At 67.9% G+C, this 26055-nt stretch carries 17 protein-coding genes; 10 read left to right on the top strand and 7 right to left on the bottom strand.

The features are described from left to right. Window positions 1-86: 86 nt before the first annotated feature. A complete protein-coding gene (locus KME82_RS23835; RefSeq protein WP_215496229.1) occupies window positions 87-635 on the bottom strand; it encodes a hypothetical protein in 549 nt (182 codons plus the stop codon). Window positions 636-808: 173 nt separating this feature from the next. On the opposite strand from KME82_RS23835, the gene KME82_RS23830 reads away from it, so the two are divergent. Beyond that, window positions 809-2947, top strand: a complete 2139-nt coding sequence (locus KME82_RS23830) for a S9 family peptidase (protein WP_215496228.1) — start codon at window positions 809-811, stop codon at window positions 2945-2947. 38 nt (window positions 2948-2985) lie between these two features. Further along, entirely contained in the window at window positions 2986-3444 is a 459-nt protein-coding gene (locus KME82_RS23825) for a GNAT family N-acetyltransferase (protein ID WP_215496227.1), read from the top strand. A gap of 64 nt (window positions 3445-3508) precedes the next feature. Here the strand turns inward: KME82_RS23825 and KME82_RS23820 are convergent, their stop codons facing one another. Then, window positions 3509-3943, bottom strand: coding sequence for a GNAT family N-acetyltransferase (locus KME82_RS23820; protein WP_215496226.1), 435 nt, complete (start codon window positions 3941-3943; stop codon window positions 3509-3511). A 113-nt stretch (window positions 3944-4056) separates the two neighbouring features. Then, complete coding sequence (locus KME82_RS23815; RefSeq protein ID WP_252255867.1) at window positions 4057-4317, bottom strand: DUF2782 domain-containing protein; 261 nt, start codon at window positions 4315-4317, stop codon at window positions 4057-4059. 262 nt (window positions 4318-4579) lie between these two features. Between KME82_RS23815 and polA the strand changes: the two genes are divergently transcribed. Next, on the top strand, window positions 4580-7363 hold the full coding sequence (gene polA / locus KME82_RS23810; RefSeq protein ID WP_215496224.1) for a DNA polymerase I: 2784 nt from the start codon (window positions 4580-4582) through the stop codon (window positions 7361-7363). A gap of 708 nt (window positions 7364-8071) precedes the next feature. Here the strand turns inward: polA and KME82_RS23805 are convergent. Beyond that, complete coding sequence (locus KME82_RS23805) at window positions 8072-10084, bottom strand: TonB-dependent receptor domain-containing protein (protein WP_215496223.1); 2013 nt, start codon at window positions 10082-10084, stop codon at window positions 8072-8074. A gap of 344 nt (window positions 10085-10428) precedes the next feature. Here KME82_RS23805 and KME82_RS23800 point away from each other — a divergent pair, with 344 nt between their 5' ends. Next, entirely contained in the window at window positions 10429-10905 is a 477-nt protein-coding gene (locus KME82_RS23800) for a DUF421 domain-containing protein (RefSeq protein WP_215496222.1), read from the top strand. A 178-nt stretch (window positions 10906-11083) separates the two neighbouring features. Here the strand turns inward: KME82_RS23800 and hemF are convergent, their stop codons facing one another. Both hemF and KME82_RS23790 read right to left on the bottom strand, forming a co-directional pair. Continuing rightward, window positions 11084-11998 (bottom strand): oxygen-dependent coproporphyrinogen oxidase, encoded by a 915-nt coding sequence (gene hemF / locus KME82_RS23795; RefSeq protein WP_215496221.1) that lies wholly within the window; start codon window positions 11996-11998, stop codon window positions 11084-11086. Window positions 11999-12807: 809 nt separating this feature from the next. Continuing rightward, window positions 12808-15201 carry a S9 family peptidase gene (locus KME82_RS23790; RefSeq protein WP_215496220.1) on the bottom strand — a complete coding sequence of 798 codons (2394 nt, stop codon included), beginning with the start codon at window positions 15199-15201 and terminating at the stop codon, window positions 12808-12810. 649 nt (window positions 15202-15850) lie between these two features. Here KME82_RS23790 and KME82_RS23785 point away from each other — a divergent pair. The 4 genes from KME82_RS23785 to KME82_RS23770 all read left to right on the top strand — a co-directional run bounded on the left by KME82_RS23785 (window position 15851) and on the right by KME82_RS23770 (window position 22238). Further along, window positions 15851-17251 carry a cytochrome ubiquinol oxidase subunit I gene (locus tag KME82_RS23785; RefSeq protein WP_215496219.1) on the top strand — a complete coding sequence of 467 codons (1401 nt, stop codon included), beginning with the start codon at window positions 15851-15853 and terminating at the stop codon, window positions 17249-17251. A 117-nt stretch (window positions 17252-17368) separates the two neighbouring features. After that, complete coding sequence (cydB, locus tag KME82_RS23780; RefSeq protein ID WP_215496218.1) at window positions 17369-18373, top strand: cytochrome d ubiquinol oxidase subunit II; 1005 nt, start codon at window positions 17369-17371, stop codon at window positions 18371-18373. Between the two features lie 249 nt (window positions 18374-18622). Continuing rightward, window positions 18623-18895, top strand: a complete 273-nt coding sequence (locus tag KME82_RS23775) for a YcgL domain-containing protein (RefSeq protein ID WP_215496217.1) — start codon at window positions 18623-18625, stop codon at window positions 18893-18895. Beyond that, entirely contained in the window at window positions 18888-22238 is a 3351-nt protein-coding gene (locus KME82_RS23770) for an ankyrin repeat domain-containing protein (RefSeq protein ID WP_215496216.1), read from the top strand. Before KME82_RS23775 ends, KME82_RS23770 begins: the two co-directional genes overlap by 8 nt. Window positions 22239-22497: 259 nt before the next feature. On the opposite strand, the gene KME82_RS23765 is transcribed toward KME82_RS23770, so the two are convergent. Then, window positions 22498-24333 (bottom strand): monovalent cation:proton antiporter-2 (CPA2) family protein, encoded by a 1836-nt coding sequence (locus KME82_RS23765; RefSeq protein WP_215496215.1) that lies wholly within the window; start codon window positions 24331-24333, stop codon window positions 22498-22500. Window positions 24334-24549: 216 nt separating this feature from the next. Here KME82_RS23765 and KME82_RS23760 point away from each other — a divergent pair, with 216 nt between their 5' ends. Continuing rightward, a complete protein-coding gene (locus tag KME82_RS23760; RefSeq protein ID WP_215496214.1) occupies window positions 24550-25431 on the top strand; it encodes an energy transducer TonB in 882 nt (293 codons plus the stop codon). A 354-nt stretch (window positions 25432-25785) separates the two neighbouring features. Further along, entirely contained in the window at window positions 25786-25977 is a 192-nt protein-coding gene (locus tag KME82_RS23755; RefSeq protein WP_215496213.1) for a hypothetical protein, read from the top strand. Window positions 25978-26055: the final 78 nt, after the last annotated feature.

The following is a 26055-nucleotide window of genomic DNA, read 5'->3' as shown; positions in this document are numbered from 1 at the left end:
GGAGCAGAGAAAAGCGTGCACAGGAGTGAGGAACGAGCAAGAGCCGCTGTTGCTCGTTTCTCACGGTTCTGCGCTCGTTCCTCGCTTCACCTGTCCGTGAGCTTGAACGACTTCACCAGCAAGTCGAACCCCGGCTGAGTCTGGGCCAGGTCCTCGTCCGCGCTCTGGGTGATCAGGAACGCGCTGCGATGCGCGCCGGTGATCTTGCGGTACTCGCGCAGGTGTGGAACCTTCACGCCGGCCAGGCTCACGGTGTAGTGCTCGCGGATCGTGCCTTCGGTGAAGCCCGACAGATCGAAGCGGGTTTCGCGGCGCAGCACCGACGGCGTCTGCTTGTCGGCCTCGGCGGAAAAATCGCGGGCGAAAGTTTCCAGTTCCAGTCCGCGGTCGGCCTGCACGATCGCGATGAAGATCGCCGAGCCGGGGCTTTCCACGGTCAGGTAATGCGAGCCGGCGACGCGCTGGTCGTCGCTGACTTTCCAGTTGCCCGGAAGTTGCACGTGGACGCCGAGCCGGTCGTAGGGCTTGGGCGCCGACACGTTCGCGGCGGGTTCGCCGCAGCCGGCGAGCAGCAGGGCCAGGCCGACGGCCAGCCAGCCGCTGGCGACACGATGCAATGCGCGAGCACGAGCCATCGACATCCTCCCTACGCCGTCCCCCTGTGGACTCGGCCCACCCTAGCAGCCTGTTGCGTCGCGCGCGTGTGCCGTCGGCCCGCGCATGCGTCCGGGCACGACCAACGACACTGGGAGCGGCAACCGCCGCCGGCCTAGGCTGCGGGTTCATGCCTGCCGAACGGGACCCACCGATGTCCGCACGTTTCGTCTTCGCCGCCGCGCTCGCCCTGTGCGTGCTGCCGTCGTCCGTATCGCCGGCGCGCGCCGCCGACCTGCACGCCGACCCGCGCAATCTGCAACCCAAGGACCTGTTCGACCTGGAATGGGCCGACGCGCCGTCGATGTCGCCCGACGGCCGCCGCATCGTCTATCAGCGCAAGTTCTTCGACATCATGAAGGACCGGCGGCGCAGCAATCTGTGGTTGATCGACGCCGACAGCGGCAAGCAGCGGCCGCTGACCAGCGGCGCGTACGGCGACGGCGCCGCGGTGTGGTCGCCCAGCGGCGACCGGATCGCCTGGGTGTCCGACCGCGACGGTTCGGCGCAGATCTGGGTGCGCTGGATGGACAGCGGCCAGCAGTCGCCGATCAGCCGCTTGAGCGAAGGCCCGTCGAACCTGGCGTGGTCGCCGGACGGACGCTGGATCGCGTTCACCCAGCACGTCGCCGCCGACACCACGCCGCTGGCCAAGCTGCCGGACAAGCCCGAGGGCGCGCAGTGGGCCGACGGGGTCAAGCTGATCGACCGGATGAACTACCGCGCCGACGGCGCCGGCTATCTCAAGCCGGGCTATGAGCACGTGTTCGTGATGCCGGCCGATGGCGGCACGCCGCGCCAGATCACCCAGGGCGATTTCGATTACGAATCCACCCCGGTGTGGAGCCGCGACGGCCGCTCGCTGTACGTGGTGTCCAACCGCGGCCCCGAGGCCGACTACCACCCGATCGACCAGGACATCTACCGTGTCGACGTGGCCAGCGGCGCGACCGTGGCACTCACCGACCGGCGCGGCCCGGACGTGTCGCCGACGCTGTCGCCGGATGGCCGTCAACTGGCCTACCTGGGTTACGACGATCGCAAGCTCGGCTATCAGGTCGCGCATCTGTACGTGCTCGATCTCGACAGCGGCGCTTCGCGCGCGTTGACCGAACGGTTCGACTACGAGATCGAAAATCCGCGCTGGGACAGCCAGGGACGCGGGCTGTATTTCGGCTACGACCGCGAAGGCGTGAGCCATCTGGGCTGGATCGGCGCGAGCGGCGGCGCGGTCGAATCGGTCAGCGACGATGTCGGCGGTACCGCGGTCGGCCGGCCGTACCCGGGCGGCAGCTTTTCGGTCGGCGGCGGCCGCGTCGCCTACACCCACGGCAGCGCGTCGCGCATGGCCGACGTGGCGGTGGTGGCGCGCGGCGGCAAGTCGCGGGTATTGACCGACCTCAATGCCGATTCGCTCGCGCGCAAGCGCCTGGGCGAGGTCGAAACCTTGTGGACCAAGTCCTCGGCCGACGGTTTGTCGGTGCAGGGCTGGATCGTCAAGCCGCCGCAGTTCGAAGCCGGCAAGCGCTATCCGCTGCTGCTGGAAATCCATGGCGGCCCGTACGCGAACTACGGCCCGCGTTTCGCCGTGGAAACCCAGTTGTACGCCGCCGCCGGCTACGTGGTGCTGTACGTGAACCCGCGCGGCAGCACCAGTTACGGCCAGGCCTTCGCCGACTACATCCACCAGAACTATCCCAGCCACGATTACGACGATCTGATGAGCGCGGTCGACGCGACCATCGCCAAGGGTTACGTCGACCCGCAACAGTTGTACGTCACCGGCGGTTCCGGCGGTGGCGTGCTGACCGCGTGGATCGTCGGCCACACCGATCGATTCCGCGCCGCGGTCGTGGCCAAGCCGGTGATCAACTGGACCAGTTTCGCGCTGACCTCCGACGGCCCGTCATACATCACCCAGCACTGGTTCCCCGGCCCGCCGTGGCAGGCCCAGGAAAACTACTGGAAGCGCTCGCCGCTGGCCTATGTCGGCAACGTCACCACCCCGACCATGCTGATCACCGGCGAAAGCGACTACCGCACGCCGATCTCGGAAACCGAGCAGTACTACACCGCGCTCAAGCTGCATCGCGTCGACAGCGCGATGATCCGCATCCCCGGCGCCTCGCATGGGATCGGCGCGCGGCCGAGCGAAACGCTCGCGCAGGTGCTCAATACGCTGGGGTGGTTCGAGCGGTATCGCAACAAGCCCGCGTCGGTCAGCGCCAAGCCCGATGCGGCATCGGCGAACACGCAGACCCAGGCCGCCGCGCAATCCGAACCCGCCGGTTGAGTCGGAGCCTGATCGATCCCAGCCCAAGGTTTTGCAATATGCATCCAGACGATCCGACCACCACCCATGCCGCCGCGCCGCAATCGCGCATAGAAACCGCCAGCGAATCGGAGGCCGAAGCGATTTGCGCCGGCCTGCGCGGTTTCAACAGCGAGATCATCGGCGCGTACGAGTTCAGATCGCTGTGGCTGGCCGCGCGCGATGCCGACGGCCGCGTGATCGGCGGCGTGGTCGGCTATGTCGGCCTGGGCTGGCTACACCTGGAAGTGCTGTGGGTCGAGCAGGCCGCGCGCGGCCGCGGTCTGGGCGCCGCGTTGTTGCTCCAGGCCGAGCGGCGCGCCCGCGAATGGGGCGCGCGTCAGGTTCATCTGGACACCTTCGACTGGCAGGCCGAAGGTTTCTACCTCAAGCACGGCTATCGCGAATTCGGCCGGCTGCATGACTTTCCGCCGGGACGCCAGCGCTTGTTCCTGCAAAAGTCGTTGTCGTCCGAGTAAGTCGGCCGGCTCAAGCGACAACGCAGGCGAGCGGCCGATCAGCTACCGGACTGTATGGCCGCGCTCAATCCAGCTTCACCCCAAAATGAAACGCCTCGATCCGCAACCGTTCGCGCAGGTAAAACGCATGCGCGTCCTGTCGGTGCGTGCCGGAGTCGAGCTGCAGCCGCACGCAGCCCAGCCGTTTGGCTTCGGCCTTGAGCCAGTCCAGCATCGCCTTGCCGTAGCCTTGGCCGCGCACGGCTTCGTCGGTGATCAGGTCGTCGACGTACACGTGCAAGCCCACCGCGAGCATCTCCATGACCCGCCAGCACGCGAACGCGCGCGGCACGCCCTGGGCGTCGTAGGCCACCGTCGCGCGGCAGCCTTCGGCGATCTGGCGGTGCATCTGGGCGAGGAAGCGCGCCTCGTCGAATTCGGGGCGCAGTTGCGACACCACCGGCCAGACCGCGCGCAGTTCGGTGTCGCCGACGATGGTGCGGATTTCGGCGGCGGTCATTGCAGATAGAGAAATAGGATCGGAGAGGTCGTATCAGAAACCGGGGCGCGAACCGGCGCAACGCCGGCTCGGCATGATGTGGGCGCCGCGCGTCGAACCCGGCCTGCCGGACATCACCAACTGAAGAGTTTGTAATACACCGGCGACACCGTGCCTTCGCCCTTGCTGCTGTCGAGGCGGCCGTCGCCGTCGTTGTCGACCAGGTAATAGACCGGGCCGCGCGACGGGGTGACCTTGACCGCGCGCAGCTGGCCGCCGACCCGGTATTCCTCGACGGTGTCGCCGTTCTCGACGCTGTGGGTGTAGACCTCGGCGCCCTTGAGCGCGGCGGTCGGGTCGTCGCTCGCGCCGCCCATGCTGGCGCAGCCGGCCATCAGGGCGGCGGCCGCGAGCGCGGTCAGGACGGGGGCGAGGCGGCGCAGGCGGCCGGATGGGGCGTGCGGCGATGCGAGTGGGGCGCGCATGGCGATTCTCCGTGTATCAGGGTCTCAGCATACGCCGCGGCTGCGTTAAGCGTGTGCATCGGTTTGGCGGTCCGGGCGCGCCGCGGATCGCGCCCGCATTCATTGGCGGCAGTCGGGCCGCGAGCCGGCCGCATTCGCAGACCCGGCGACCGGGCAGCGTAGAATCGCGGGCATGAAAAGACTCGTCCTGATCGATGGTTCCGGCTATCTCTATCGCGCCTATCACGCTTTCAAAGCGCAAGGTAGAGACCTAACAGCCCCTGATGGGCATCCCACCGGCGCGCTGTTCGGCGTGGTCAACATGCTGCGCTCGACCCTGGCCGAACGCCCCGACTACGTGGCCTTCGTCGTCGACGCGCCCGGCAAGACCTTCCGCGACGACCTGGACCCGCAGTACAAGGCCAATCGTCCGCCGATGCCCGACGATCTGCGCGCCCAGGTGCTGCCGATGTGCGAGATCGTCGAGGCCCTGGGCATCCCGATCCTGCGCATCGACGGGGTCGAGGCCGACGACGTGATCGGCACGCTCGCGCTGCGCGCGGCCGGCGATGCGATCGACGTCACCATTTCCACCGGCGACAAGGACTTCGCCCAACTGGTGCGGCCCGGCGTGGTGCTGGTCAACACCATGAGCGGCAGCCGCATGGATTCCGACGAGGCGGTGATCGCCAAGTTCGGCGTGCGTCCGAACCAGATCGTCGACCTGCTCTCGCTGATGGGCGACAGCGTCGACAACGTGCCCGGCGTGGAGAAATGCGGGCCGAAGACCGCGGCCAAGTGGCTGGCCGAGTACGACAGCCTGGAAGGCGTGATCGCACACGCCGATCAGATCAAGGGCAAGATCGGCGAGAACCTGCGCGCGGCGCTGGGGCGGTTGCCGCTCAATCGCCAGCTGACCACGATCAAGACCGACGTCGAGCTCGACCGCGGCCCGCAGCAGCTCGCCCTGCGCGAGCGCGACACCGAGGCGCTGCGCGGTTTGTACGCGCGCTACGGCTTCAAGCAGGCGCTGCGCGAGATCGAAGGCGCGGCCGCCACCACCGCCAACGAGATCGCCGCCGACCGCGCCGGCCTGCGCGCGACCGCCGCCGGGCATGCGCGTTCCAACGCGGCGAGTGAAACGCCGGATGCCGCGCTGTCGGCGAAGGGCGAGTACGAGGCGATCGTCACCCAGGAACAGCTCGACGCGCTGGTCGCGGCGCTGCAATCGAGCGAGGAGTTCGCCTTCGACAGCGAAACCGATTCGCTCGACCCGATGATGGCCAATCTGGTCGGGCTGAGTTTCGCGACGCAACCCGGTCGCGCGGTGTATATCCCGCTGGCCCACGATTATCCCGGGGTGCCGGCGCAGCTCGATCGCGCGGCGGTGCTCGATGCGTTGCGGCCGGTGTTCGCCGACCCGGCGCGGCGCAAGCTCGGCCAGCACGGCAAGTACGACCTGCACATCCTGCGCCGTCACGGCGTGGACGTGCTCGGCTACGCCGACGACACCATGCTGGAGAGCTTCGTCTACAACGCCACCGGCAGCCGCCACGACATGGACTCGCTGGCCAAGCGCTATCTGGGCTACGACACGATCAAGTACGCCGATGTCGCCGGCAAGGGCGCCAAGCAGATCCTGTTCTCGCAGGTCGCCCTCGACGATGCGACCAAGTACGCCGCCGAAGACGCCGACGTGACCTTGCGCCTGCACCGTGTGCTCGGCGCGCGTCTGGCCGCCGAGCCGGAGCTGGAAAAGGTCTACCGCGAGATCGAAATGCCGCTGGTGCCGGTGCTCGAACGCATCGAGGCCAACGGGGTGATGATCGACGGCGACGAACTGCGCCGGCAATCGCAGGACCTGGGCAAGCGCATGCTCGCCGCGCAGATCAAGGCGACCGAACTGGCCGGGCGCACCTTCAACCTGGATTCGCCCAAGCAATTGCAGGCGCTGTTGTTCGACGAACTCAAGCTGCCGGTGCTGGTGAAGACCCCGACCGGCCAGCCGAGCACCAACGAAGAAGCGCTCGAAGCGATCGCCGATCAGCACGAACTGCCGCGGGTGATCCTGGAATACCGCGGGCTGGCGAAACTGCGCAGCACCTACACCGACAAACTGTCGGAGATGGTCAATCCGCATACCGGCCGCGTCCACACCAGTTATCACCAGGCCGGCGCAGCGACCGGGCGCTTGGCGTCGAGCGATCCGAACCTGCAGAACATTCCGATCCGCACCGACGACGGCCGCCGCATCCGTCGCGCGTTCGTCGCGCCGGAAGGGCGGCGTCTGGTCGCCTGCGACTACTCGCAGATCGAACTGCGGATCATGGCCCACCTGTCGGAAGACCCGGGCCTGGTGCGCGCGTTCGAGTCGGGCGCCGACGTGCATCGCGCGACCGCGGCCGAAGTGTTCGGCAAGAAGTCGCTCGACGAGGTCAGCTCGAACGAACGGCGCGCGGCCAAGGCGATCAACTTCGGCCTGATGTACGGCATGAGCGCGTTCGGCCTGGCGCGTCAGCTCGGCATCGGTCGCGGCGAAGCGCAGGACTACATCGCCCTGTATTTCAGCCGCTATCCGGGCGTGCGCGATTTCATGGAGCGCACCCGTCAGGACGCGCGCGACAAGGGCTATGTCGAAACCGTGTTCGGCCGTCGCCTGTATCTGGAGAACATCAAGGCGTCGAACCAGGGCCTGCGCGCGGGCGCCGAACGCGCCGCGATCAACGCGCCGATGCAGGGCACCGCGGCCGACATCATCAAGCGCGCGATGATCGACATCGACGGCTGGCTGTCACAGCACGCCGACCGTGCCAAGATGATCCTGCAGGTACACGACGAACTGGTGTTCGAGGTCGACAGCGCATTTGCCGATACCTTGATCGCCCAGGCCACGCAGCGGATGGCGACCGCGGCCACACTTCGCGTTCCCCTGGTTGTTGACACCGGTATCGGTATTAACTGGGACGAAGCGCATTAAATATCGTGAAAGCCTTGATTTTGCTGGGTTTGGTAGAATGAATCGGTCCTGAATCCAACAATTTATTAACTCTGATCTTCACGAACTATCCATGTGCCAGGTGGTCATATAGGTCGCGACAGATGCAACGTCTGTCGCCGATCTCTCCCTCCCCTGGAGTGATCCCCCGGAGCGAACGCCCCCTCCCCAGGGCACGCTCCACCAGCCCCGCCGGCCCCCCCTGCCTGCGGGGCTTTTTATTTGTGTCGCCGAAAGCCGCCTTGCTGTGCAGGGCGGCTTTTTGTTTGGGTTGTGTGTTTGGAGCGACGACGTGTCGTTCTGGTGCGTGCATGCGGCCGCATAGGCTGCACAGGGGGCTCGATGCTTGAGCGCTGTAGATGGGCGCACTCGTGATCTCCCAAATCGTCATTCCCGCGAACGCGGGAATCCAGTGACTTTGCTCTATGAGTGCGAAGGCTTTCGCGAGACTTCGTGCGCTTTCGCGAAAGTCGCTGGATTCCCGCGTTCGCGGGAATGACGGTGGGTGGGGTCGTCGATGCGGGTAGTCCGTCGCTTCGGGTGCCAAGCGAATGACCAAATCAGGTAAGTAATGACATCAGACAAGTAACGACATCAGGCAAGCAACGACATCAAGCGAGTAACGAGATAAACAAACCGGATGCCCGGAAGATCTCCGGACATCGGCGACTACGCAAAATTTAGAATTACTTAGAACCGATACGTCACCGACAGCGACAACTCGCGCCCCGGCGACGGAAAACCGATATACGTGCCCGAGCCGGCCTGATAACCGTAGGTGCCGTGGTCGTAATAGAACCGGTCGAACAGGTTGTTGACCGCCGCGCCCAGCTTGATCCGGTCGTCGCCGAGCAGGTTCCAGTTGGCCATCACGTCCACCACCGCGTAGCCGGGCTTGTCCGGCGCGTTCGGCGCGATCGAGTTGCGCTCGTCCTCGACCAGACGCGCGCGCACCGCGTAGTTGGCCTGCTGTGACGCGGGCTGCCAGTCCAAGCGCGCGGTCCAGGTGCGGCCGATGCGGGTGCCCAGGCCGAGGTCGGCGTCGTTGAGCGGGCGGTCGTTGAACGTGTTGTCCGAATTCCACACGCCGACGCTGACGCCCATGCGCTGCCAGCGCTTGCCGATCTCGGCTTCGTAGCCGTCGACCTTGGCGGTGCCGATGTTCTCCCAGTAACCCCAGGCGGCGCCGCCGTCGTAGACCGCGGAAATGTAGTGCTCGATGCGCTGGCGGTAGGCGGTGGCGCGGGCGAAGTAGCCGTCCTTTTCCCAGGACACGCCGAATTCGACGTTGTCGGCCTGCTCGCCGTCCAGATCGCCGCGATGGGTGTACAGCGCGCTGAAGAAGGCTTCGCGGATGGTGACGCCGCGGAAGGCTTCCGAATAGGCCAGGCGGAAGGTCAGCGGCTCGATCGGGGTCCATTCGATCGAGGCATTGGGGCTGGCCTTGGCCTGGCTGTTCTTCGCGCCGGCGCTGACCCCGGACTTGCCTTCGTGGCGGTAGTCGTCGTAACGCAGGCCGGCCGACAGCTTCCATTGCGGCGACAGCGCCCAGTCGCCCTGCGCGTACGCGCCGAACACCCGCGCGGTCTGTTCGGTGCGGCCCCAGAACGGCGGCGGCGTGGCCTGCTGGCGCGCGTGCAGGCGGTCGCTGCGGTAATCGATGCCGTAGGTCAGCGACAGCGCGTCCCAGGTCGAGGTGTTGCGCAGGTCCATGCCGGTGCTGGTCTGCTCGCCCCAGCTGTACAGGAGGCCGGTGGTGTTGCGGCGGTTCTCGTAGCTGCTGCGGGTGCGGTAGGCGGTGAAGCGCGCGTCGACCGCGTCGCCTTCGGGATCGAAACGGTGTTCGTAAGACACCGTGTCGCGACGCATCTGGTGATCGGACAGGATGTAGCGACCGGTGAAGTTGGTCATGTGCGGCCGTTCGTAGTACGTGCCGGTGTCGTCGAGGTGTTCGGCCGACAGGTCGAAGCGGTGGGCGTCGAACACGCCGCTGAGCTTGAACTGGGCGCGCTCGTGCTCGAACGCGGTCGGCCTGACCCGGTCGCCGTGGCCGTCTTCGTAGTCGCCGCCGTCCTGGTAGACGTAGGTCGCCAGCACGCCGAGATGATCGGACAGGCGGCCGTACCCGGCGAGCACGCCCTTGCTGCTGTTGCCGCCGTTGAGGCCGGCCGCGCCCTTGATCAGGAAACCGGCGTCCTGGCCCGGACGCAGCAGGTCGAAGGCGTCGCGGGTGCGCACGCGCATCGCGCCGACCAGCGCGCCGGCGCCCTGGGTGGCCGCGCCGGCACCGGCGTCGAGTTCGATCGACTTGATGAATTCGGGTTCGATCTGCACCCGGGTCTGGTGGTGATACAGCTCGGCCGGTTCCTGCGCGCCGTCGATGGTCACGTTGAGCATCGTGTCTTCGAAGCCGCGTACGTAGACCTTCTGCGCCACCGGCGAACCGCCGCCGACCGCGACGCCCGATTCGTTCGACAGCAGGTCGCTCAGGTCCGAGGCCTGGGTGAGTTCGATCTCGCCGCGGTCGAGGTCGAAGTTGCCCGGCTCGCGCTGCGCGACGACGGTGATCGAATCCAGGGTGCGCGCGGTGTCTCCGAGGTCGGGCGCATCGGCGGCATGGACGGCGCCGGCGAACGGCGCGCAGGCGAGCAAGGCGCAGGCGAGGGCGGCCGGGCGGAGCGGACGGGAGACGGAAACGGACATGGGCGGGCGATCCTTCGGGTCAGGCGCAGCGCGGCGCGGCCGGGCCGTGAGAGGCCGGTCGGGGGCGGGTGCGATAAGGGGAAGGCTTCCGCTGGCTGCTGGTGCGCGGGGCGCTGGGGCGGGCGAAGCGTGCGCATTCTGCGGGCGCCGGGCCGATGTTGCAAATGCGAGCGGCTATCAACTCGGCGGGCGTGCGGAAGGGTAACGGTGGCCGCTCCAGCTTCCGCGCTTCGTCGTCCGCGCTCGCGCAGGCCTGCATCGGAACGAACGCCTCGGCCGTAACGCGCGTTGCACGCGCGCACGCGCCACAATCGCCTTCACTACCCGCCCCTGGAGCCCGCCCGATGTCCGACGCCTTTCATCTGTCGATGCCGTGGTGGGAGTACCTGGTACGCGCCTGCATCGTCTACTTCGTGCTGCTGGGCATGATCCGGGCGTCGGGCAAACGCTCGATGGGCCAGTTCACCTCGTTCGACATGCTGCTGGTGGTGCTGCTCGGCAACGCGGTGCAGAACGCCTTGCTCGGTTCCGACAATTCGGTCACCGGCGGATTGATCCTGGCGGCGACCTTGATCGTGCTGAACTGGACGGTCGGCTACGTCGCCTCGCGCAGCGCGCGCGCCGAGCGGGTGCTGGAGGGCGAGCCGGTGGTGCTGGCGCGCGACGGCCATGTGTTCCGCAACGTGCTGCGCCGCGAGCTGGTCAGCCGGGCCGATTTCGAGAAGGCGATGCGCGAGAACGATTGCGACGAGATCGACCACATCGGTCTGGCGATGCTGGAGACCAATGGGCATATCACGATCTTGACGAAGGCCAAGTAGCCGGGCGGAAAGCTTTCGTATCCGCAAGTCGCGACGTCGCTGCGATAGCGCCCTGTAGGAGCTGCGCAAGCTGCGACCGCGACATCAGGCTTGCGACGTCGCTGCGATGTCGCGGTCGCAGCTTGCGCAGCTCCTACAGGGAGATACGAAACGGTGCGGCGTTGGGTGAGCTACGAACTCAGGCTTCGGTTTCGCCCAGCCAATCGCGCGGAACCAGATACCGCGCCAGCTTCGCCTCGTCGCTGTCGGCCTGCGGGCTGAAGCCGTATTCCCAGCGCACCAGCGGCGGCAGGCTCATCAGGATCGATTCGGTGCGGCCGCCCGATTGCAGGCCGAACAAGGTGCCGCGGTCGAACACCAGATTGAATTCGACGTAGCGGCCGCGGCGGTACAACTGGAATTGACGTTCGCGTTCGCCGTACGGGGTGTCGCGGCGACGTTCGACCAGCGGCAGATAGGCATCTAGGAAACCGTCGCCGACCGCGCGCTGATAGGCGAAGTCGCGTTCGAAATCGCCGTGCAGGTCGTCGAAGAACAGGCCGCCGACGCCGCGGGTTTCGTTGCGGTGCTTGAGGAAGAAGTACTCGTCGCACCAGCGCTTGTGCGCCTGGTAGCGTTCCTCGCCGCCGAACGGTTCGCACAGCGCGCGCGCGGTGCGATGCCAGTGGCGGACGTCTTCGTCGAACGGGTAGAACGGGGTCAGATCGAACCCGCCGCCGAACCACCACGCCACCGTCTCGCCGTCGCGCATCGCGCGGAAGTGGCGCACGTTGGCGTGGGTGGTGGGCAGGTAGGGATTGTTAGGATGAAACACCAGCGACACGCCGACTGCGCGCCACGAGGCGCCGGCCAGCTCCGGCCGAGCGGCCGTCGCCGAGGGCGGCAGTTTCGTGCCCGATACATCGGAGAAGCCGATGCCGGCCTGTTCGAACACCTTGCCGCCGCGCAGGATGCGGGTGCGTCCGCCGCCGCCTTCGGGGCGTTGCCAGAGGTCTTCGGCGAAGCGCGCTTCGCCGTCGGCGTGTTCGATGGCGGCGCACAGGCGGTCCTGCAAGCCGGATAGATATTCGCGTACGCGGTCGAAGTCGCTCATGGGCGCATTCTAGCGGGGGTGGGTATTGCTTGGCAGGGCTTTCGGGTGGCGTGATTGCGCGGTTGGCGCAATCTGGAGGCGGTGGGCGTGCGCTCGCCTTCGCAGGACCTTCGTCGTAGTCGCGATGGCGCGGTCGCGGCTTGCGCCGCTCCTACAGGGAGGCAATGTCGCTTTCGCTTGAGTTTGAAGCCGCGCAGTTCATCCAGCGCCGCGAGGCCTGAACTCGCGTTAGCAACAGCACACCCGGAGGGCGGCGCACATGGATGTGCGCCGTGCGCCACCGAGACAGGATGTCTCGTGTGGCGCATGCCTGCGTCGGCACCGATCGTGCGGCTTTTGACTCGAAACAGGAACGCCTTTTTCTTTGGTGACTTTCTTTTGTGGCTCTGGACAAAAGAAAGTTACCCGCCGCTTCAGTGGCGGAAGCTTTTGATCCTGCTTGCAGCTTTCAAAGCTTTGAAGCTTTAGAGCCTTTGAGGCAAAGGCAAAGGCTTTCGTCCGCAAGCGGCCGAGTTACTTTCTTTTGTCAAAAGCGACAAAAGAAAGGTAACCAAAGAAAAACGCTTTTCTTTGAATCAAAGGCCCGCAAGTGCGGTGCTTACGCGGGCACGCGCCACACGGGACATCCATGTCCCGGTGGCGCGCGACGCGCATCCATGCGCGTCGCCCTCCGGGTGTGCGTTTGCTAACGCTAGTTACAGGCTTCGCAGCGCTGGTGGATCAGCAGTGGAGCGCTAGAGCGTTAGCGATAGTCTTCGGTGCGGCATAAGTGACAAAAACGTTGCGAGCGGTCTTCGTCACCGATGCGCTCACTTCAACGTCCGCTCAAACAACTCATAGATACGCCGATACTCGTCGTACCACGCATCGGCATGCACGAAACTGTGGCGTTCCAGCGGATACGGCGCGATCTCCCACTTGTCCTTGCGCAGCTCGATCAGCTTCTGGGTCATCATCACCGAGTCCTTGAAGAACACGTTGTCGTCGATCATGCCGTGGGCAATCAGCAGATTGTCCTTGAGGCCGGCGGCGTACTCGATCGGCGAAGACTTCTTGTAGGCCTCCGGATCGAGCTCGGGCGTGTTGAGGATGTTGGCGGTGTATTCGTGGTTGTACTGCGACCAGTCCGAGACCGGGCGCAGCGCGGCGCCGGCCTTGAACAGGCCCGGGGCGCGGTACAGCGCCATGAAGGTCATGAAACCGCCGTAGGAGCCGCCGTAGATGCCGGCGCGGTCGCGGTCGCCGTGCTTGTTGGCGACCAGCCAATCCAGGCCGTCCTGGTAATCCTCGAGTTCGGGATGGCCCATCTGCCGGTAGATCGCGGTGCGCCAGTCGCGGCCGTAGCCTTCGGAGGCCCGGTAGTCGAGGTCGAGCACCACGTAGCCCTTGTCGACCAGCAGGTTGTGGAACATCTGCTCGCGGAAGTAGTTCGGGTAGCGCGTGCTGACGTTCTGCAGGTAACCGGCGCCATGCACGAACATCACGATCGGGTACTTCTTGTTCGGGTCGTAGTTCTTCGGACCGTAGAACTTGCCCCACACCGTGCCGGCGCCGTGCTTGGACGGGACCTGCACGTACTCGGGTTGAATCCACTCGCGGTTCTTGAACTCGGGCTTGCGTGTGTCGGTGAGCTTGACCGCGTCGCCGCCGGCGGCATCGACCACCGCCAGTTGCGGCGGCAGGTAGCTTTCCGAATAACGCGCCAGCACCTTGCGGCCGTCGGGCGAGAGGGTGAAGCTCTCCACGCCGTCGAGCGCGGTGACTTCGCGCACCGCGCCGCCGTTGCGGTCGACCGCGCAGACTTCGTAATCGCCCGGCCACTTGCGATTGCACAGGAAGAAGAAGGTCTTGCCGTCGGCGGCCAGTTCGGGTTCGGAGACTTCCCACTTGCCCGAGGTGAGCGCGCGCGGCGCGGCGCCGTCCTGGCTGAGGTACAGGTGCGAGTAGCCGCTTTGTTCCGACAGCAGCCACAGGTCGCCCGCGCCGCCCTTGCCGCTGTCGGGCAGCCAGCCGAAATCGTTGAAATTCCAGTTGATCCAGGCCTTGTCGGTCAGGCGGTGGCGGGTCTCCAGGCGGGTCTTGGCCAGGTCGACCGAGGTCAGCCAGCGGTCCTTGTTGTCGATCGCGCGCACCAGCACCGCGGCATGGCGGCCGTCGTCGCTCCAGCGGATCGACACGCCGCCGCCGTCGCCGTCGGATTCGATCCGCACCGGGCGCTCGCCCTTGAGCGGGTCCTGCTTGGCGGCCTTGCGCAAGGCGGCGAGCGGGTCGTCCTTGATGCCCGGCAGGCCGTCGAAGCCGAGTTCGGTGACCTTGGCGTTGGCCACGTCGACCAGCCACAGCTTCTGCGGCAACGGGTCGTTGCGGCCGACGCGGGTGCGGACTTCCTCGAATTCCTCGTAACCCGATTCGGTCACGTACTTGGGCATCTTGCCGCCGGTGCCGGCGTCGCCTTTCTTTTCCTGGGTCACGACCAGCAGCCAGCGCGCGTCGGGCGACAGGGCGCTGTCGATGATCTCGACTTCGTCGCCGAGGTACACCGGCTTGGGCGCGCGGCTGCCGTCGCCGCGGCGCCAGGCCTCGTCCTGTTCGCGCGCGGCGTCGCGCTGGGCGCGGACGTTGCGCAGGGTGTCGATGGTGGCGAGCTGATAGTCGCGCAGTGCGTCGGCCTTGGGCGGCTGCGCCGGGTCTTTCTCGGCGCGGACCTGCGCGGCCTGGCTCAGGCCCTGGCCGGCGCGCCACTGGTACCACTGGTTGTCGACCCGGAACACCAGGTTGCCGTCGCGGCTGAATTGCGGACGCGATTCGGTGTCGTTGCTGCGGGTGACCTGGGTCAGCGCGCCGCTGCGCAGATCGCGCACGAACACGTCGCCGTTGCGCACGAACGCCATGCGCGTGCGCTGCGCGTCGAACGCCGGGTTGACCGCGTCGAGTTCGTTGCGCGCCGCGCCGTCCAGGCGCTGCGGCGTGCCGCCGGCGACGCCGGTCTGCCAGGTGTCGCGGATGATCCCGTCGTCGCGTTTGATCTGGTACTGCACGCGCTGGCCGTCCCAGGCCCACCAGGCGCGCTCGACCGGCGGTCCGATCCAGTCGGGATTGGCCATGGTGTCGGCGAGGGTCAGCGGCGCGGCGGTCTGCGCGAACGCAGCGGTGGACAACAGCGCCAGGGGCAGCGCGGCGAGCGTGGCAAAGGAGATGCGCATCGAGCGGGCTCTAGGACAAAAGTGGGCGCAGGTTAACAGTCCGGGGCCGGGCGCCGGGCCGGCCGTTGGTCATGGGCGTGGGGATGGGCGATGTATTGCGCGGCGAGAACCTGCGGGTTTTGCCGGATCGGTGATTTCAAGGCGGTCGCGGCGGACCCGCCACGGCATGTGTATCGCTGCGATCGGCGTAGAGCCCCTCTCCCGCTTGCGGGAGAGGGGTTGGGGTGAGGGCAAGGATGCAGCGGCCCCTCATCCGCCCTTCGGGCACCTTCTCCCGCTCGCGGGAGAAGGGAAAATCCCATTGGACAAATCGTCTCAGGTGAGCGGAGGTGAGCGACACGGGTGGTTGCGGCGAGCGATAAAACGCTTCATCGCCTTGCCGCGTTTTGTCGCAGTCCGCATGCTGCGTCGAACCACGGAACACGAGGCGATCATGAGACAGTGATGCCCGCGGTCGCCGTCCAAGTGCTTGTTCCAACAAACCCGCGCGCCGATACGGCGCCGAAAACCGAGCCGCTGAACGCCACCACCACGTCACGCTCACCGCCTTTGCGGTTTATGTGATTCCACCGAGCCGCCGCTGCGCGTGCATGTTGCGGCGCAAAATGAACCCGCTGGCGCGATGTTCCGTGCCATGGAGGCAATGCACGTGGACGCCCTGTTGCTGTCGCGGATCCAGTTCGGCTTCGTGATCTCGTTCCATATCCTGTTCCCGGCCTTCACCATCGGCCTGGCGAGTTGGCTGGCCTTCGTCGAATGGCGCTGGCTGCGCACCCGCGACACGCTGTGGCGCGATCTGTATTTCTTCTGGACCAAGGTCTTCGCCGTGTCGTTCGGCATGGGCGTGGTCTCGGGCATCGTGATGAGTTTCCAGTTCGGCACCAACTGGGCGGTGCTCAGCGAGCAGGCCGGCAACATCCTCGGCCCGCTGCTGTCGTACGAGGTGCTGACCGCGTTCTTCCTGGAAGCGACCTTCCTCGGCGTGATGCTGTTCGGCTGGAGCCGGGTCGACGAGCGCATGCATTTCCTCGCGACCTGCATGGTCGCGCTGGGGACGCTGATCTCGACGTTCTGGATCATCTCGGCCAACAGCTGGATGCAGACGCCGACCGGTTACAAGATCGTAAACGGCGTGTTCGAACCCGCCGACTGGTGGGCGATCATCTTCAATCCCTCGTTCCCGTACCGGCTCGCGCACATGGTGCTGGCCGCGTTCATCACCACCTGTTTCGTGATCGGCGGCGTCGGCGCCTCGTACCTGCTGCGCGGGGTGCATGTCGAAGCGGGCAAGCGGATGCTGCGCGCGGCGGTGATCTTCGCCGCGATCACCGTGCCGATGCAGGTGTTCGTCGGCGATCTGCATGGCCTCAACGTGCGCGAGCATCAACCGATCAAAGTCGCGGCGATGGAAGCGCATTGGGAGTCGGGCGAACCGGGCGAGGGCGTGCCGCTGATCCTGTTCGCGATACCCAACGAGAAGGCCGAGCGCAACGACTATGAGCTCGCGGTTCCCAAGCTCGGCAGCGTGATCCTCACCCACACGCTCGACGGCGATATCCAGCCGCTCAAGTCGGTGCCGGCCAGCGAGCGCCCGCCGGTCAAGCCGGTGTTCTACGCGTTCCGGGTGATGGTCGGCCTGGGCATGGCGATGCTCGCGTTGGTGCTGGTGTCGCTGTTGCTGCTATGGCGCAAGCGGCTGTATGAATCGCGCGCGGTGCTGTGGGGTTGGCGAGTGCTGACCATGAGCGGCTTCGTCGCGATTCTCGCCGGTTGGTACGTGGTCGAGATCGGCCGCCAGCCGTATGTGATCTACGGGTTGCTGCGCACCGCCGATGCGGTCAGTCCGATCGCGGCGGCCAGCGTGATGACCTCGCTGATCGTGTTCGCGCTGGTGTATTTCACCGTGTTCGGCGCGGGTTTCCGCTATCTGGTCAAGCTGATCCGCAAGGGCCCGCATCCGCACGAACCGCCGCCGCGCGCCGGCTTGGGCGACAAGACCCCGGCGCGGCCGCTGTCGGTGCCGGACGAATCCAGCGAGACCGGCGCATGAACCTGACGGTCCGACGCGCACTGGCAACCATCGCACTGGGCGCGCGTGTTCGCGCCGGCGCAAACGCACGCAACGGTCGCTCGATCGCGACCTTGCCCAGCAAGACGGAGTAGGACGATGGAATACTGGCTGCCGGTGATCTGGTTCGGCGTGATCGGTTTCGGCGTGTTGATGTACGTGCTGCTCGACGGCTTCGTGCTCGGCCTGGGCATCCTGGCGCCGTTCGCCGAGGACGAGGCGCAGCTCGACCACATGATGAACACCGCCGCGCCGATCTGGGACGGCAACGAAACCTGGCTGGTGCTCGGCGGCGCGGGCCTGCTCGCGGCGTTTCCCAAGGCGTATGCGCTGGTGTTGTCGGCGTTGTACCTGCCGGTGTTGTTGATGCTGATCGCGCTGGTGTTCCGCGGCGTCGCATTCGAGTTCCGGTTCAAGGCCAGGCGCGCCAAATCGGCCTGGGGCGCGGCGTTTTCGCTCGGTTCGCTGCTGTGCGCGTTCGCCCAGGGGGTGATCCTCGGCGCGATCATGGAAGGCATGCCGCTGCAGGGCGGCAAGTACGTCGGCGGCATCTTCGACTGGTTCAGCCCGTTCTCGATGCTGACCGGCGCGGCGGTGGTGTTCGGCTACGCCCTGCTCGGTTCGACCTGGCTGATCCTCAAGACCGAGGGGCGCATGCAGTTGATCGCGCGGACCTTGGCGCGGCCGCTGGTGTTGGTGGTGGCGGTGTTCATTGGCTTGGTCAGCGCGTGGCTGCCGTTTTTGGATTCGCGGATCATGGCGCGCTGGTTCGAGGACGGGAATTTCTACTGGCTGTTCCCGGTGCCGCTGCTGGTCGTCGCCAACGCCTGGGCGCTGTGGCGCTCGGTGATGCGAGAGGGCCGCGACGGGCATCCGTTCGTGTACGCGCTGCTGTTCTTCGTGCTCGGCTTCGCCGGACTGGTGCTGGGCATCTGGCCCAACATCGTGCCGGGGCTGACGATCTGGGACGCGGCCTCGCCGCCGTCCTCGCAGGGCTTCGTGCTGGCCGGGCTGGTGGTGCTGTTGCCGGCGATCCTGGGCTACACCTACTGGTCGTACCGGGTGTTCAGCGGGAAGATCGCGGCCGACGCGGGGTATCACTGAGGGGCGGCGGCGGTCGAATGCGGGCAGGGGACATCGGTGGCTCGGCCCGGGTGCCGCGCCCTGGCAGCGGCCGCGAATCACGGAGGCGGACAGGCGTCCCCCGATCGCCGCACAGGCCGGCGGGCCTTACCACCCCCGTCCGGGCCTTGCGCTGAATATGAAAGTTCGCGTAGCGCGAGTGGGCAGGTATGCTGTGCATCACATCTGCGACGCAGAAAAACAGTCTCCCCCGGCTGTATCGCCCGCCCCATGCAAGCCTACGTATACAAAAGTCTCCGCAAGGCAGACACCTACGTTTTTCTGAGCGCGCGCGACGATTTCGCGCGCCTGCCCGACTCGCTGCGCGCGCAGTTGGGTTCGTTGCAGTTCGTGCTGGATCTGGAGCTGAGCGAGCAGCGCAAGCTGGCCCGCGCCGACGCCGCCCAGGTGCGGCAGAACCTGATCGCCAACGGCTTCCATCTCCAGCTGCCGCCGTCGGTGGACGCGCCGTATTTCGCCGAGGCGCCGACGCCCGATGCCTGACGCCCCCATTGCGCGCGGCGGTGCCCGCAACCTCGGCCTGGCCCTGGCCGCCGGCCTGGTGCTGGCGCTGGCGACCGGTTTCGGCGGCAGCATCGGCGGCGCGGCGATCGCGCTGATCGGCGGCGCCCTGGCCCAGCCCGCGTTCGCGCTGGCCGCGCGGCTGTGGCGGCGCCGCGACGCGGCGATCGACTGGAAACCCGAACTGGGCGCGCTGGCCGTGCTGTGGTGCGGCGCGACCGCGGCCACCGCGGCGCTGGTCGCCTGGCCGCTGAGCGCGCTGTTGCAAAGCGGTTCGTTGCTGGCGGTGCTCGGCCTGAGCGTGGTCGCCGGCCTGATCCTGCTCGGCCTGTGGCGGCTGTGGCCGCTGTGGCAGGCGGCCGAGCGCGACGGCGCGGCGCTGGCGCCGCAGTGGGCGCGCCTGGGCGATCTCGACGTCGGCGCCTGGCGCGGCCTGGGCGTGGCGGCGATCGTCGCCGGCCTGTCCGGGCTGGCGCTGGTGCTGGCCTGGCCGGGATTGTTGAGCGAGACGGTGCGCTGGGCGCTCGCGGCCGTGTTCGCGCTGGCCTCGCCGGTCTTGCACGTGCTGCTGCAGACGATCGCCCCGGCGCAGGCGCTGCCGGGCGTGGAGTTCGACCCCGAGCTCGACACCGTCCAAAACGCCGACGAACTGCTCGGCGAGGACGACCCGCTGGAGCCGGCGCTGTACGCCGCCGCCCGCGCCGGCAAGGTCGAGCGCGCGCTGGAACTGATCGAGCAGGGCGCCGATGTCGACGCCGCGCCGGTCGGTGACGAGCGCGACCGCCGCAGCCTGCCGGTGCTGGCCGCGGTGTTGCCGGACCTGCGCCTGCTGCGCGAATTGATCGCCCGCGGCGTCGATCTCAACGCCGCCACCGCCGGCATGACCCCGCTGCTGGCCGCGACTCGCGACAGCTGGCACGGCCGCCCCGACGCGGTCATGACCCTGCTCGCCAACGGCGCCGATCCGCGCCTGGCCGACCTCGACGGCAACACGCCGCTGCACCACGCCGCGCGCAGCTCCGACCCGGGCGTGGCCGCGCTGCTGCGCGACGCCCAGGCCGACCTGGACCCGCTCAACCGCGACGGCCTGTCGCCGCTCGGCGTGGCCTGCGCCAGCGGCAATTGGCGCCTGGCCAAGTTCCTGCTCGAGCGCGGCGCCAAGACCGAACAGGCCGACGGCGTGCCGGCGCTGCTGGCCGCGGCCGGCGGCGAAGAGGACGATCCGGCCGGCGCGCTGCTGCTGCTCAAGCACAAGGCGCGGATCGACGCGCGCGACGGCCAGCGCCGCAGCGCCTTGCATGCGGCCTCGTTCGCCGGCCATCTCGACATCGTCACCGCCCTGCTGGCGGCCGGCGCCGACGCCAACGCGATCGACCGGTTGCAGCGCACGCCGCTGCTCGAGGCCGCGCGCGGCGGCCGCGCGGCGGTGCTGGAACGTCTGCTCGAACATCTTCCGCAGGGCGGCGCGGCCGAGGCCAAGGCGCTCGACGCCGACGGCGCCAGCGCGCTGATCCTGGCCTGCCAGGCCGAAACCGCCTCGCCGCCGTTGGTGGTGCGTCTGCTCGACCTGGGCATCGACCCGGAACTGCGCGACCGCACCGGCAAGCGCGCGGTCGATCGCGCCGCCGAGGCCGGTCGCTGGTCGCTGGTCGCCGCGCTCGATCGCGCTTATCCGCTGCCGACCGCGGTCAGCGGCGAGGGCGACAGCGACGCGCCCGACGGCGAGCGGGTGATCGTCGATCGCATGCCGGCCGCGCTGCTGCGCGACGGCCTGCGCGACGGCCGCGCTTCGGAACTGACCGGGCTGGCCAAGCTGCTGAGCCCGGCCGAACTGGGCGCGCAGTTGTTCGAAGAAGACGGCCACGTGCCGACCGCCGAACGCATCGACTGGCTGCTCGGCCAGGGCGCCGACGCCAATGTCTACGACGCCCACGGCGATACCGTGCTGTTCGCGCTGCTCGGCCAGGCCCCGGCCTCGTTGCCGGCGCTGCAGGCGTTGCTGCGCCACGGCGTGTCGCCGGCCGGCCGCGGCGGCCTGGGTCGGTTCCTGGCGACCTGCTCGGCCGGCGATCAGGCCGCGCGCGGGCTGGAACAGTTCGCGCTCGATCTGCTCGAACGCGGCGCCGATGCGTTTTCGCGCACCCCGGTCGGCGATCCGCCGCTGGCGATCGCGGTGCGGCTGGGTTGGTCGCGCCTGCTCGATCGCCTGCTCGCCGCCGGCGTCGACCTCAACACCCGCGACAGCCACGGCATGAGCGCGCTGCATCTGGCCGCCGCGCTCGGCCGCGAGGGCATGCTCAAGCGGCTGGTCGCGCACGGCGCCGACCCCAATCTGCTCGCCGCCGACGGCCAGACCCCGCTCGGCGTGGCCCTGGCCTCGGGCCGGCGCGACCTGGCCGACTGGCTGGACTGGCGCGGCTGGGCGCTGCCGCGGCGTCCGCTGCAGGCCGCCGACGTGCCGGCCGCGGCGATCGTCGGCGATGCCGACGCGGTGCGGCGCTTGCTCGACCTGGGCCTGTCGGTCGATTCGCCCGACAGCCAGGGCTGCACCGCGCTGCTGCGCGCCGCCGGTGGCGGCCATCGCGCGGTGGTCGACCTGCTGCTCGCGCGCGGCGCCGACCCGCAGCGCGCGGCCAATTCCGGCGCGACCCCGCTGTCGGCGGCGGTCAGCATGCGCCACGGCGAAATCGTCGACCGGCTGGTGTCGGCCGGCGCCTCGCTGGAACAGCGACTGCCCGGCGACCTGACCGTGCTGATGGTCGCGTGCGCGCTCGGCCTCACCGACCTGGCCGCGCGCCTGCTCGCCGCCGGCGCCGACGTCCAGGCGCGCGACGCGCAAGGCCGCATGGCCCTGCATTGCGCGGCGATGTTCGGTTTCACCGCGCGCGAGCGCAGCCGCCTGGTCGCCTTGTTCGACACCTTGCTGCTGGCCGGCGTCGACGCCGACCAGTCTGCCGCCGGCGCGACCCCGCTGCTGCTGCTGCTCGGCGCGCGCGCCGAACCGGGCACCGCGGCCGACGAGGACGTGCTGATCGCCGGCCTGGAACTGCTGCTCGACCACGAAGCCTCGCTCGACGTGCAGGACCCGCGCGGGTTCGGCCCGCTGCACCTGGCCGCGCTGCATGGCCTGTTGCGGGTGGTGCAGCGCCTGCTGCGCAACGGCGCCAACCCGGACCTGCGCGATGCGCTCAACCGCACTCCGCGCGAGATTGCGGTGATGCGCGGTTTCGTCGATATCGCCGCCGAATTCGCGCCGAGCACGCCGTCGGGCAATGCCGGCAACGGGGTGTCGATGGCGCGGTTCTTGCGCGGGCCAGGGAATTGAGGGTTTGGTGCGAAGCGATCGGGTGTGAGCGGGCGCGTCGCGGCTGAGTTCGCGGCGGCTGTCGAGGCTTGCGCAGGCGTTTGAAGTTTCGTGGTCGCGGCTTGCGCCGCTCCTACAGGGGTTGCGTGATAGGACGAAGCGACTGTAGGAGCGGCGCAAGCCGCGACCGCGACACCTCGCCGACCGACGCAACGATCAGGCCGTCAACCGCACCCGCCGATCACGACCGCCGCAACCAAACCCACGTGCCACCCGTCCCTCAATGCCGCGTCGCATTCTCCGGCGCCGGCGTCGCCCGCTTGTCGACCATGTCGGCCAACATGCCCTCGCCGCGATCGGCGTTGAACAACTCCTCCAGTTCCTTGCGCGCATCGCGCGCGGTCTGGATCAACGCGTCTTCGTCGTCGTGGACCAGGTACTGCGCCTCGAGCATGCGTTCGTCGAGTTCGCGGAACCGCTCGACATGGTCGCGCGCGGTCTCGGCCTCCACGCCCAGCTCGATCAGCACGTCCTCGCCCAGTTTCAGGCTGGAATGGAAGGTCTCGCGCATCGGTTCGGCGCCCAGGTCCATCAGGTCCCAGGCATGCCGGCGATCGCGCGCGCGGGCGAACACCTTGGCCTTCGGGTACAGGCGCCGGATCGTGCGCACCGTGCGGATGCCGCTGTCGCGGTCGTCGATCGCGATCACGAAGATCTTGACCTGGGCCGCGCCGGCCGAACGCAACAGCTCGGGCCGGGCCGGGTCGCCGTAGTAGATCGCATTGCCGAAGCGGCGCATGAAATCGACCTGCTCGGCGCTGTTCTCGATCGCGATGAACGGGGTGCGGTGTGCGACCAGCAGGCGCGCGATGATCTGGCCGAAGCGGCCCATGCCGGCGATCAGCACCTGCGGGTGATGATCGGGAATCTCGTCGAACGGCCGCTTGGGCTTGGCCGCGGGCGCGGCGTCGAGCATGCGTTGCGCGCCGATCACCAGCAGGGGGGTCAGCGCCATCGACACGCCGACCGCGGCGATCAGGCGGTCGCGGGTCGGATCGTCGAGCAGATTCGCCTTGACCGCTTCGTTGAACACGATGAAGGCGAACTCGCCGCCCAGCGACATCACCGTGGCCAGCTGGAACGCGCCGCGCTTGTCCAGGCCGCCGGCGCTGATGCCCACGCCGAACAGCAACAGGAACTTCACCGTCAGCAACGCGGCCACGATCGAACCGATCAGCAGCGGCTCGTTGAGCACGCGCTGCAGGTCGATGCTCATGCCCACGGCCATGAAGAACAGGCCCAGCAGCAGGCCCTTGAACGGTTCGATCTGCGATTCCAGCTCGTGGCGGAATTCCGAATCGGCCAGCAGCACGCCGGCCAGGAACGCGCCCAGGCCGGCCGACAGCCCGGCGGTCTGCAGGATCCAGGCCGACCCCAGCACGGTCAGCAGCGCCGCGCCGGTGAACACCTCGGGCATCTGGGTGCGCGCGACGATCCGGAACACCTGGCGCAGCAGCACCCGGCCGCCGAACACGACCGCCGCGATCGCGCCGACCGCCTTGGCCACCGCGATCCAGTTCAGGCCCTCGACCGCCGCGGCCTTGCCGAGCAGCGGAATCGCCGCCAGCAGCGGGATCGCCGCCAAATCCTGGAACAGCAGGATCGCGAACGCGAGCCGGCCGTAATCGGCGGCCAGGCCTTTGCGTTCGGACAACAATTGCAGGCACACCGCAGTCGACGACAGCGCCAGGCCCAGGCCGACCACGGTCGCCGCCTTCCAGCCCAGGTTGCCGCCGAACATCGCCAGCGCGCCCAGGGCCAGGCCGCTGAGCAGCACCTGCAGGCCGCCGGCGCCGAACACCGGCTTGCGCATCACCCGCAAGCGCGCCGGCGACAGCTCCAGGCCGATCACGAACAGCATCATGACCACGCCGATTTCCGAGGCCGCGAGCACCGGTTCGGCGTCGCTGATGACTTTCACGCCATACGGACCGAGCACCACGCCCGCGGCCAGATAGCCGAGCACCGCGCCGAGCCCGAACTTGCGGAACACCGGCACCGCGATGACCGCGGCGAGCAGAAACAACAATGCGAGTTCTAGACCGCCACCGTGCATGGGCACCTCCTGGGGGGATTATGGCGTGCTGCGCCGAGGCTGAGGTGGCGGAACGGACGCTGTGGATGCAACGCATCGTAACGAGGGCGGATGACGCCGGTGGTTTGCTATGGTTGCCGGCTCGGCGGATTTCAATCGCCGGCGACGTAATCGCGCCGCGAGAGGTGCTGAATTTGCACGCTGGTAAATGGCGTTGGCACAACCAAGGACACAAGCATGATCCATCACAGGATGTGGAATTGCGTTGCGATGGGGCTGGCGATGGCGTTGGTGTTCGCGCCGTCGGCGTTCGCGGCCGGCAAGGGCCCCGGCGCGGTGCGCAAGCAGGCCGAAATGAGCATGGTGGTGACCGGCCAGGTCCGCATCGCCGCCGACGGTCGGGTCGAGGGCGTTCGGATCGATCGCGAAAGCGAGATCCCCACGGCGGTTGCCGACCTGATCCGGCAGAACGTTCCGCAATGGCGGTTCGAGCCGCTCGCATCGCCTGGCGCTGTGGTTGATGCCGATACGCCGATGAACCTGCGCGTGGTCGCGCGCCGGCTGTACGAGCAGGCCGGCGAGGCCTTTGAGCTGCGCGTGGGCAGCGCCCATTTCGGCCGCGACGAGCCCTCGCATCTGCCCCGTCAGGCGCAGATGCGGCCGCCGGCGTATCCGGAGCAGGCCGCGCGCTCCAACGTGTCGGGCCTGGTCTACGTGGTGGCGCGGATCGGCCGCGACGGTCGGGTCGAAGACGCCTTCGCCGAACAGGTCAATCTCCATGCGGTCGGCAGCGAAACCCAGATGAAGCGGTTCCGCGAACAACTGGCCCGGTCCACGCTGGCCACCGCCCGGCAGTGGCAGTTCGCGCCGCCGACCCAGGGCCCGTATGCCGGCGAAGCGTCCTGGCTGGTCCGGGTGCCGGTGGCCTATCAGCTCGAGCGCGACAGACCGACGGCTTACGGGCAATGGGATATCTACATCCCCGGCCCGCGCCAGCGCGCGCCGTGGGTCGACGCCGATCGCGATACGACCGCCGGCGTCGATGCCTTCGGCGACGAGCGCCTGCAATCGGTCGGTCGGGGCCGGCGCCTGCTCACGCCGATCGACCGCAACGGCTGAGGCTGGCGCCGTCGCGACGACGGCTGCGCAACGGGCAATGTCGATACGCGCAGCGCGTCATACCGGCCATCGTCCGGTAACTCGCGGCTTTGCGATCTTCGATGCGCTGCGCATGAAACAAGCGCCTCCTTCGGGAGGCGTTTGTTGTTGCGCGATATGAATCGGGCAGCGACGCACGGCGCCGATCACGCGCGATGGCGACACGAACCACTGCATCCCAGTAACGCAATCGCATCGCCGCCATTCGCAGGCTGAGCGACGACGTCGCAGCAAAATAACAGGCGAGCCACCGGTCGCCACGGCGATGCCGGTGAAGCGCAGGAGCGCGGTATCTCGTCTACAGGGAGGTTCACCATGAAGAAGCTGGCGTTGGTGTTGGCGATATCGATGTTGAGCGGTTGCAATCCGGCGATGGACGAATATTCGCCGCGGGACTTTCCTTTCGCGGGCGTGCGCGCGGCGATGGATGCGCCGCGCACGGTCGAGGTCCAGGCGTTGCGGCGGACCGAGACATGCCGGCCCGCGACGCCGGACTGGTTCGACTGACACCTAGGCCTCGCACGTCGCGGTGCGTTCGATTCGCCCGCGGCGTGCGGCCCAGGCGCCGTACGGAAAAGCCAAAAA

The sequence above is a fragment of the Lysobacter capsici genome (assembly GCF_018732085.1).
Classification (GTDB): domain Bacteria; phylum Pseudomonadota; class Gammaproteobacteria; order Xanthomonadales; family Xanthomonadaceae; genus Lysobacter; species Lysobacter capsici_A.
The sequence above is the reverse complement of the archived record's forward strand: the minus strand, read 5'-3'. Positions and strand labels throughout refer to the sequence as shown.